At 36.9% G+C, this 769-nt stretch carries 2 protein-coding genes; both read right to left on the bottom strand.

All coding sequences use genetic code 11. The annotated features are described in order from the left end of the window. Nucleotides 1-79: 79 nt before the first annotated feature. Nucleotides 80-466, bottom strand: a complete 387-nt coding sequence (locus tag ACYVTD_RS14735; RefSeq protein ID WP_461248469.1) for a PIN domain-containing protein — start codon at nucleotides 464-466, stop codon at nucleotides 80-82. After that, nucleotides 459-722 (bottom strand): hypothetical protein, encoded by a 264-nt coding sequence (locus tag ACYVTD_RS14730; protein WP_461248468.1) that lies wholly within the window; start codon nucleotides 720-722, stop codon nucleotides 459-461. Before ACYVTD_RS14730 ends, ACYVTD_RS14735 begins: the two co-directional genes overlap by 8 nt. Between the last annotated feature and the right edge of the window lie 47 nt (nucleotides 723-769).

The following is a 769-nucleotide window of genomic DNA, read 5'->3' as shown; positions in this document are numbered from 1 at the left end:
GGCATACATCTTGCTTTCACTTGGTAAAAAAGCTATAACCGTTGAATAGCGAAAGTTAGCGATAAGAAGTAATGATATATTAAAAAATTCCCTGCACCTGCAACCCAGACCATTTGAGCGCAAGTAACTGTTCATCACCGGAAATTAACAAAGCCTTTTTGTAGACAGCGGTAGCAGCAATGATACTATCAGGGAGTTTTAGTTTTGTTTTTGAACGGATTAAAATAGCGGTTTGTTCTATTTTCTTGTTCAAAGGGATAACCTTAAACCGCTTTTTAAATAGTAAACGTATTTGAAATTCTTCTGGCGGAGACAGATTTGGATATGCTAATAATTCAATTTTGGTAATTACACTAACTGCGGCGTTAATATTTGCCGGAAGAGAAACTAACGACCCATTTCCCAATTTTTGTTTAATAATCGCAATCATAGCGCAAGTATCAAAAACGACAGACGGCTTAAACATTATTCTCCCATGAGCGATCCCATTCGGCTCTCATTTGCTTTTGAATTTCCACTGGATTACCTTCAAAAACAGTACTGGTTTTTAAGCATCCGCACAGAGGACCAAGAGATTCTATAAATGTTTTTTTTCGCCGCTTACCGAAAGGTTTAATTGACAATTTAACTTTTGCCTCTCCCCATGGAAGGGTTTCCGGCAGACTCAAATCAAGTGTAAGCCGACGATTAGCAGGTATTTCTACCGTTTGTTCAATGGTCATATAGAAAATATAACATGAAAACTAATTAAATTCAAGTTGTTTAGAGG

The organism is Treponema sp. R6D11, from assembly GCF_054786075.1.
The sequence above is the reverse complement of the archived record's forward strand: the minus strand, read 5'-3'. Positions and strand labels throughout refer to the sequence as shown.

Excerpts from the sequence above, each read along its gene's own strand:
- ACYVTD_RS14735 (WP_461248469.1), bottom strand. The coding sequence starts at position 466 with ATGTTTAAGCCGTCTGTCGTTTTTGATACTTGCGCTATGATTGCGATT.
- ACYVTD_RS14730 (WP_461248468.1), bottom strand. The coding sequence starts at position 722 with ATGACCATTGAACAAACGGTAGAAATACCTGCTAATCGTCGGCTTACA.